Origin of the sequence: Pseudoalteromonas sp. TB25, assembly GCF_000497995.1 — a bacterium.
In the GTDB taxonomy this organism is placed as follows: Bacteria; Pseudomonadota; Gammaproteobacteria; order Enterobacterales; family Alteromonadaceae; genus Pseudoalteromonas; species Pseudoalteromonas distincta.
The window spans coordinates 1-9,138 of sequence record NZ_AUTI01000115.1 but is presented as its reverse complement, the minus strand read 5'-3'; the positions used below and the strand labels follow the sequence as shown (position 1 = coordinate 9,138).

The 9,138-nt window shown below is 40.8% G+C and carries 8 protein-coding genes; 2 read left to right on the top strand and 6 right to left on the bottom strand.

Annotated elements, in window-relative coordinates:
* The 6 genes from L652_RS0102430 to sdhC form a co-directional block, all read right to left on the bottom strand.
* The coding region (locus L652_RS0102430) for a biotin/lipoyl-containing protein (RefSeq protein WP_024594657.1) at nt 1-575 on the bottom strand (575 nt) is incomplete at its 3' end.
* Between the two features lie 3 nt (nt 576-578).
* The gene (gene sucA / locus L652_RS0102425; RefSeq protein WP_024594658.1) at nt 579-3,398 is read right to left on the bottom strand and encodes a 2-oxoglutarate dehydrogenase E1 component; all 2,820 of its coding nucleotides are present in this window, start codon (nt 3,396-3,398) and stop codon (nt 579-581) included.
* 95 nt (nt 3,399-3,493) lie between these two features.
* Nucleotides 3,494-4,210 carry a succinate dehydrogenase iron-sulfur subunit gene (locus tag L652_RS0102420; protein ID WP_007375751.1) on the bottom strand — a complete coding sequence of 239 codons (717 nt, stop codon included), beginning with the start codon at nt 4,208-4,210 and terminating at the stop codon, nt 3,494-3,496.
* A 10-nt stretch (nt 4,211-4,220) separates the two neighbouring features.
* Nucleotides 4,221-5,993: a succinate dehydrogenase flavoprotein subunit gene (gene sdhA, locus L652_RS0102415; protein WP_024594659.1), complete on the bottom strand. Its 1,773-nt coding sequence runs from the start codon at nt 5,991-5,993 to the stop codon at nt 4,221-4,223.
* Nucleotides 5,994-6,341 (bottom strand): succinate dehydrogenase, hydrophobic membrane anchor protein, encoded by a 348-nt coding sequence (gene sdhD / locus L652_RS0102410; RefSeq protein WP_007586873.1) that lies wholly within the window; start codon nt 6,339-6,341, stop codon nt 5,994-5,996. It abuts the gene before it with no gap.
* Nucleotides 6,332-6,709 (bottom strand): succinate dehydrogenase, cytochrome b556 subunit, encoded by a 378-nt coding sequence (gene sdhC, locus L652_RS0102405; RefSeq protein WP_076914908.1) that lies wholly within the window; start codon nt 6,707-6,709, stop codon nt 6,332-6,334. Before sdhC ends, sdhD begins: the two co-directional genes overlap by 10 nt.
* A gap of 419 nt (nt 6,710-7,128) precedes the next feature.
* Between sdhC and L652_RS0102400 the strand changes: the two genes are divergently transcribed.
* Together L652_RS0102400 and L652_RS0102395 are read left to right on the top strand one after the other, a co-directional pair.
* Nucleotides 7,129-8,415 carry a citrate synthase gene (locus L652_RS0102400; RefSeq protein ID WP_024594661.1) on the top strand — a complete coding sequence of 429 codons (1,287 nt, stop codon included), beginning with the start codon at nt 7,129-7,131 and terminating at the stop codon, nt 8,413-8,415.
* Between the two features lie 115 nt (nt 8,416-8,530).
* The coding region (locus L652_RS0102395) for an aminotransferase class V-fold PLP-dependent enzyme (protein WP_024594662.1) at nt 8,531-9,138 on the top strand (608 nt) is incomplete at its 3' end.

The window sequence follows — 9,138 nt, the reverse complement described above, 5'->3', positions numbered from 1 at the left end:
CCGCCAGCTTTAACCGAACCAATTACTTGCTCGCCTAGTACAGTATCGCCTTCGTTGTGAATGATATCACCCATGATGCCGTCTTCTTGAGCTACTACTTCAAGAACAACTTTATCTGTTTCAATATCTACCAAGTTTTGGTCGCGTGTTACAGCGTCGCCTGGTTGTACATGCCATGTAGCAATTGTTGCGTCTGCAACTGATTCTGGAAGTACAGGTACTTTAATGTCCACTTCTTTACCTTCTGATGCTGGTGCTGATTGCGCCGTTGGCGCGTCTTCTGATTTAGCTGGTGCTGATTCTTCTTTAGATGAACCTTCACTTGCTGGCGCTGCATCAGCATCACCAAGTAAACCCATAACTTGATCGCCAAGTACGGTTGCACCTTCTTCTTGTGATATTTCTGTAATTACACCGTCATGCTGTGCAACAACTTCTAAAACCACTTTATCTGTTTCAATGTCTACTAAGTTTTGATCGCGAGTTACTTTGTCGCCAACACTTACATGCCATGTAGCAACGGTAGCATCTGCAACCGACTCAGGAAGAACAGGAACTTTAATTTCTGTGCTCATTGCTTATCCTTTATTTTCTATAGTAAGCGCGTCGGCAACGAGCGCTTGTTGTTCTTTAGTATGTACTGACATGTAACCACACGCTGGTGATGCAGACGCTTTACGTCCTGCATATTTTAATTTAGCACCTTGTGGGATTGCATCAATAAAGTGATGTTGTGAACAGTACCATGCACCTTGGTTTTGTGGCTCTTCTTGACACCATACAAAATCAGTTACGTGTTGGTAACGCTCCATAATTGTTTGCATTTCGTCATGTGGGAACGGATATAACTGCTCAACACGAACAATAGCAATATTATCTTGCTCTAGCTTACGACGTTCTTGTAATAGTTCGTAATAAACTTTACCACTACAAAATACAACGCGTTCAACTTTCTCAGGGTTAATATCATCAACTTCGTCGATCATATTATGGAAAACACCATGCGATAGCTCTTCAAGCGATGAAGTTGCAAGAGGATGACGAAGCAACGACTTAGGCGTCATAACAATCAACGGACGACGTAGTGGTCGAACTGATTGACGACGAAGCATAGCGTAAACTTGTGCAGGAGTAGATGGAACACATACTTGCATGTTGTGATCAGCACATAGTTGTAGGAAACGCTCTAAGCGAGCTGAACTATGCTCTGGACCTTGTCCTTCATAGCCATGTGGTAACAAAATTGTAAGACCACATAAACGGCCCCATTTTTGCTCACCAGAACTTAGGAATTGGTCAAATACAACCTGTGCACCGTTGGCGAAATCACCAAACTGTGCTTCCCAAAGCACTAATGAAGTAGGCTCTGCAGTTGCATAACCGTATTCAAAAGCAACAACAGCTTCTTCAGAAAGAACAGAGTCAAATATTTGAAAAGTACCTTGGTCTTCACTCAAGTGTTGAAGCGGCGTATAAGTAGCACCGTCTGATTGGCTATGAACTACCGCATGACGGTGGAAAAAAGTACCACGTCCTGAATCCTGACCCGTTAAACGAATATCAGTACCTTCAGTTGCAATTGTTGCATAAGCAAGCGTTTCAGCCATACCCCAATCAAGTGGTTTCTCTCCAGAAGCCATTAGTTTACGGTCGTCATAGATCTTTTTAACGCGTGACTGTGCTTTATACTGCTCTGGGTAAGAAGCTATCTTCTCACCAAGAGCCTTAAGCTCTTCTAAAGGTACGCTAGCATCATACTCAACGTCCCATTCATGACCAACATACTTTGCCCAATCAGAAGAATGTGAAGTCTCTGGCTGTATTTCAGAAACAACACAGTTACCTTCATCTAATGCATCACGATATTCATCAGCGAGCGCTTTAATTTCTTGTTCAGAGAAAGAACCTTCAGCAATAAGTTGATTTGCATAGATTAAACGCGGCACTGGATGTTTTTTGATTTTTTGGTACATAACAGGCTGAGTTGCATTAGGCTCATCAGCTTCATTGTGACCATGGCGACGATAACAAACTAAATCGATTACTACATCACGCTTAAACTGATTTCTAAAATCAAGTGCAATTTGAGTAACAAATGCAACTGCTTCAGGATCATCTGAATTAACATGGAAGATAGGAGACTGAACCATTTTAGCAATGTCAGTACAGTATGGCGTTGAACGAACGTCATCTTGCTTCGAGGTTGTGAAACCTACTTGGTTGTTAACAACAATACGAATGCTACCACCACAACTAAACGCGTTAGTTTGTGACATATTAAACGTTTCTTGTACAACACCTTGACCAGCAATCGCAGAGTCACCATGAATCGTAATTGGTAATGCTTTAATACCAGAGCTGTCACCTAAGCGATCAAGACGAGCACGCACAGAGCCCATAACTACTGGATTAACAATTTCAAGATGTGATGGGTTAAAAGCAAGCGCCATATGTACATTGCCACCTTTGGTAGCAAAATCAGACGAGTAACCCATATGATACTTAACATCACCAGAACTTAATGTTTCTTTATGAATACCAGCAAATTCATCAAATAGCTCTGATGGGTTTTTACCAAGTACGTTCACAAGAACATTTAAACGACCGCGGTGAGCCATACCAATAACAGCTTCTTGTTGGCCGCTTTCACCAGCACGGTGAATAAGCTCTTTAAGCATTGGAACTAACGCATCACCACCTTCAAGTGAAAAACGTTTAGCACCTGGAAACTTTGAGCCTAAATATTTTTCAAGACCATCAGCTGCTGTAAGCCCTTTAAGGATACGAAGCTTTTCATCTTTTGAGAATTTAGGTCTAGACTGGACAGATTCTAGACGTTGTTGTAACCAACGTTTTTCCTCTGTTGATGTGATGTGCATATACTCAGCGCCAACCGAACCACAATAAGTAGTTTTCAGAGCTTGGTATAATTCACCTAAAGGCATAGTATCGCGCCCAACGGCAAACGATCCTACGTTAAACTCGCGGTCAAAATCACTTGAAGATAAGTCGTGGTACTCTAGCTCTAAATCTCGTACACGTTCTCGCTGCCAAATGCCTAATGGATCTAGGTTTGCATTTTGGTGTCCTCGAAAACGGAAAGCATTAATAAGTTGTAGAACTTTAACCTGTTTAAGGTCACCGCCACTACCCTCTGCTACCACTACTTCTCTATGCTTGTTTTTAGCAAGCTGTGCAAACTGTGCTCGAACCTCTGAATGTTTTACTTCAACATCCACACCATCAACTTTAGGTAATTGTTCAAACACTTCTCGCCATTCGTCTGGCACAGAAGTCGCATCGTCTAAATACGCTTCATAAAGCTCTTCTACATAAGCAACGTTGCCGCCGTTTAAATGTGAAGATTCTAGCCATGCCTTCATCACACCTTCGTGCATTTATAAGCCCTTTTTTTTAGCGCAGAAATTAATAGTTATTATAACAAGATGGCTAATATAATTTTAATATTAGCCATCTTACCTTTACTAAGCTATCAAACCGCTCGGTTTAGTAACATAGATTTGATTTGTCCAATTGCTTTGGTCGGATTAAGACCCTTAGGACAAACGCTAACACAGTTCATGATACTGTGACAACGGAACACACTGAACGCATCGTCTAAATCCGCTAAACGTTCTTCAGTTGCTGTATCTCGGCTATCAGCCAAGAAACGGTAAGCATGAAGAAGGCCTGCTGGACCAATGAACTTGTCTGGATTCCACCAGAACGAAGGACACGATGTTGAACAACATGCACACAAAATACACTCATATAACCCGTCTAATTTATCACGTTCTTCAATAGTTTGAAGACGTTCGCCTGCTGCAGGCTGATCATTAATTAAATAAGGTTTAACTTTTTCGTACTGAGTGTAGAACTGACTCATGTCAATAACAAGGTCACGAACCACAGGTAAACCTGGTAGTGGACGTACTACTATTTTACCTTTGCCATTTTTTTGTAGCGTAGATAAAGGAGTAATACATGCTAAACCATTTTTACCATTCATGTTAACACCATCAGATCCACACACACCTTCACGGCATGAACGACGGAAAGATAATGTAGGATCTTGTTCTTTTAGAAGAATAAGTGCATCCAACACCATCATGTCGTGACCTTCCTCTGTTTGCAAGGTGTATTCTTGCATACGAGGAGCGTTGTCAACATCTGGATTATAACGATAAACTGAAAATTGTACTTGTGCCATCGTCTATCTCCTAGTAAACACGTGCTTTAGGTGGGAAAGCTTCACGCGTTTTAGGCGCATAGTTCACGTCACGCTTACTCATTTCATCCGTTACAGGATTGAATACTGAGTGACATAACCAGTTTTCGTCATCACGATCTGGGAAGTCAAAGCGAGAATGTGCACCACGGCTTTCTGTACGGAAGTTTGCAGCTACTGCAGTTGAGTAAGCTGTTTCCATTAAGTTGTCTAGTTCAAGACATTCGATACGCTGCGTGTTGAAGTCTGATGATTTATCATCAAGACGAGCATGTTGCAGACGTTCGCGAATTTCTTTAAGTTCTTGAAGACCTGCTGCCATTGAGTCACCCTCACGGAATACCGAGAAGTTAAGCTGCATACATTGTTGTAGGTCTTTTTTGATTTGAACTGGATCTTCACCTTGGCCAGCCGTTGAATTTTCCCAACGATTGTAACGTGCAAGAGACGCTTCTAAATCTGATTCTGAAGCAGCTTTAGATATTTCAACGTCATTCAGGTACTTACCTAAGAAGTTACCCGCAGCACGACCAAACACAACTAAATCTAGTAATGAGTTACCACCTAAGCGGTTTGCACCATGTACAGATACACAGGCAATCTCACCTACTGCAAATAAACCTTGAACTACTGTTTCGTTGCCTTGAGCATCGATTTGTAGCGCTTGTCCATTTACATTCGTAGGAACACCACCCATCATATAATGACAAGTTGGAATTACTGGAATTGGCTCTTTTGCAGGGTCAACGTGAGCGAATGTTTTAGCAAGGTCACATACGCCAGGAAGACGTAAGTTAAGTGTTTCTTCACCTAAGTGGTCAAGTTTTAACTTAAGATGTGGACCCCAAGGACCATCACAGCCACGCCCTTCACGGATCTCAGTCATCATTGAACGTGCAACAACGTCGCGAGACGCTAAGTCTTTTGCGTTTGGAGCGTAACGTTCCATGAAGCGCTCGCCATCTTTATTTAAAAGATAACCGCCTTCACCACGACAACCTTCAGTTACTAGCGTACCAGCACCTGCAATACCCGTTGGGTGGAACTGCCACATTTCCATGTCTTGCATAGAAATACCAGCACGTGTTGCCATACCAACACCGTCACCAGTGTTAATGTGAGCATTAGTGGTTGATGCGAATATACGACCTGCACCACCAGTAGCTAATACAACAGCTTTAGATTTAAAGAAGGTAACTTCACCTGTCTCAATCTCAATTGCAGTACACCCTACTACATCACCATTATCGTTTTTAACTAAATCAAGTGCATACCATTCAGAGAATACATTTGTTTTGTTTTTAACGTTTTGTTGATAAAGAAGGTGTAATAAAGCATGGCCTGTACGGTCAGCAGCTGCTGCAGTACGTGCGGCTTGTTCACCACCAAAGTTTTTCGATTGACCACCGAAAGGACGTTGGTAAACACGGCCATTTTCAAAACGAGAAAATGGTAAACCCATGTTTTCTAATTCAGTAATAGCTTCTGGGCCAGTTTGACACATGTATTCAATAGCGTCTTGGTCACCGATGAAATCGGAACCTTTAACGGTATCGTACATATGCCATTCCCAGTTATCTTCGTGTGAATTACCAAGCGCAACCGTAATACCGCCTTGAGCAGATACAGTGTGTGAGCGCGTTGGAAATACTTTAGATATTAATGCACACGTTTTGCCAGATTCTGTAATTGCTAAAGCAGCGCGCATACCTGCACCACCTGCACCAATTACTACGGCGTCAAATTCACGAACAGAATATTTCACTTAAACACCCCATAATACGATTAGACCAATAGCTACGTAAGCAACGGCCATTAGGTTTAATACAAAACCTAAAACTGCACGAAGCTTTGCGCACTTAACATAGTCTGTAAGAACTTGCCAAAGGCCAATGCGGGTATGAACCATAATGCAAACAAGGGTAATTAACGTAAACCCTTTCATTGCTAGGTTAGAGAAGAGGCCTGTCCAGGCTTCGAAAGTGACTTCTGGCGTCGCTAAAAAATAGCCGATAATAAAAATCGCGTAAGCGCTGATTATTAATGCCGTGGTACGTAAAGATACGAAGTCTTGTACACCATCACGTTTTAGAGTTGCTTGATTTAAAACCATATCCACACCCCTGCCAATACGGCAAACACAACACCAAGAGCCATTGAAACTTTAGCGCTGAGGTTACCTGATTCAAGTTCTTCCCAATGTCCCATATCCATAATCATATGACGGATACCACCAATAAGGTGATAACCTAATACAGAAACAGTGCCCCAAGCTATAAATTTGGCAATGAATCCGTTAAACAGACCCTTGACGAATTCAAAACTTTCAGCTGAAGAGAGAGACTCAGACCAAGCCCAAATGACAAACGTTAAAGCAAAAAATAATGCAACACCGGTGACGCGGTGAAAAATTGAAGCTTTAGCCGTTGCCGGCATAGATATAGTTGTTAGATCTAGATTTACAGGTCTTTGCTTTTTCACAGTTACTTGCCCATCTTGCTCACAGTGGAGCTCATCTACTTGTTTTTCTAAAAACCCACCAAATATTACTGATGGAACTATCAAAATAAACGTACCAAAACAATTAAAGTTCACAAACCTGTAAATTTTAAGCTGTTAAGAATATGTTTACCCAAATACAATACGGTTTAAAACCACCGTTAGTATATATACCCACAGGGCTTTTTACAATTCTTGTTTATTTAGAGATGTTTGCGAATTAGCCAATAGTATTATATTTAATTAATACCGAATATTTATTATACATATATGCATAATGTTTATAAAAATTGACTTTAACCCCCTCTTTCACGTTAAAATGAAAAGATGTGCTTAAAACAGATTTCAGAACTTTAAAATCTAAAAATCAGAATAGATATCTTAATAGGAGATACATAACGATGGCAGATAAAAAAGCCACAGTCCAAATTGATGGACTAGATCCAATCGAACTTCCAATTTATCAAGGCACTGCTGGCCAAGATGTAATCGACGTACGTACGTTAGGTTCACACGGTCACTTTACTTATGACCCAGGTTTCATGTCGACTGGTTCTTGTGAATCTGCAATCACCTATATCGATGGTGGTAAAGGTGTATTACTTCACCGCGGTTACCCAATTGAGCAATTAGCTGAAGACTCAAATTACATTGAACTTTGTTACTTACTTTTAAATGGTGAGTTACCTTCTAAAGAACAATATGAAGTTTTTAAGAATGAAATCACTACAAGCACTATGCTTGACGAGAAGATTGCTAACTTTTTCCAAGGTTTCCGCTTTGACGCTCACCCAATGGCAATGCTTTGTGGTGTAGTGGGTGCATTATCATCTTTCTATCATGAAGACCTTGATATTACTGATGCTGAACAACGTAAAACAAGCGCAATTAAGCTTGTTGCTAAGTTACCAACAATCGCGGCAATGGCTTATAAAACAAATATCGGCCAACCGTTTGTATACCCACGTAACGATTTAAGCTACGCAGAAAACTTCTTACACATGATGTTCTCTGTACCTGCTGAAGAATATAAAGTTAATCCTGTTACTGCTAAGGCAATGGATAAAATCTTTATGCTTCATGCAGATCATGAACAAAATGCATCGACTTCAACAGTTCGTCTTGCTGGTTCATCTGGTGCTAACCCGTATGCATGTATTGCAGCTGGTATTGCATCTTTATGGGGACCTGCTCACGGCGGCGCTAATGAAGCATGTTTAAACATGTTAGAAGAGATTGGCTCTGTTGACCGTATTGATGAATACGTAGCTAAAGCTAAAGATAAAGCTGACCCGTTCCGCCTTATGGGCTTTGGACACCGTGTTTACAAAAACTTTGACCCACGCGCTACAGTAATGCGTCAAACGTGTCACGAAGTTTTAGCTGAGCTGAATATCCAAGATCCACTTCTTGATATTGCTATGAAGCTTGAGCAAATTGCGCTTGAAGACCCATACTTTGTAGAGAAAAAACTATACCCTAATGTAGATTTCTACTCTGGTATTATCTTAAAAGCGATTGGTATTCCAACAAGCATGTTCACTGTAATCTTTGCAATGGCACGTACTGTTGGTTGGATCACTCACTGGGATGAGATGCTATCTCAACCTGGTCATAAGATCAGCCGTCCTCGTCAACTTTATACTGGTTACACTCAACGTGACTACGTATCAACTGACAAGCGTTAATTAACGTTGGTTAGTTTAAAAAGGCCGCATTTTGCGGCCTTTTTTATTAACAACACTTGAGAATTATCATAAACCGATTACAATTCCTGCCTTAAAAACACTATGTAGATGAGCCATGCTTGCTTTAAAGTTTGATATAAATAAAATTAGAAACGACTTCCCAACATTAAATCAAACAATAAACGGCTGCCCGCTTGTTTATTTAGACTCAGCAGCAACCTCACAAAAGCCTCAATCAGTTATAGATACAATTACTGAATTCTATACGTTTCAAAACGCTAATGTACACCGTGGACGCCATACACTTAGCGAGCAAGCAACTTATGCATATGAACAAGTACGGGATAAAACTGCAGAGTATTTCAATGTATTTAGTAAAGAGATTGTATGGACTAAAGGCGCTACAGAAGCCATTAACTTGGTCGCTAACGGATTAAAAAAGCGCTTAAATGAAAGTCATACCATAATGATATCTCCGCTTGAGCATCATGCAAACATAGTGCCTTGGCAAATAGTGAGTCAACAAACGGGTGCTAAATTAATAGCGCTTCCACTAAATAAAAATGGCACGCTGAACACCAAAGAATGCTGTGAATTTATAAAAGAAACAAAACCTACCCTATTAGCTATTACACAAGCATCTAACACACTGGGTAATATCACCGATTTAAAACCACTTATTAGAGCTGCAAAAGACGTCAATTCTCTTGTTCTAGTGGATGG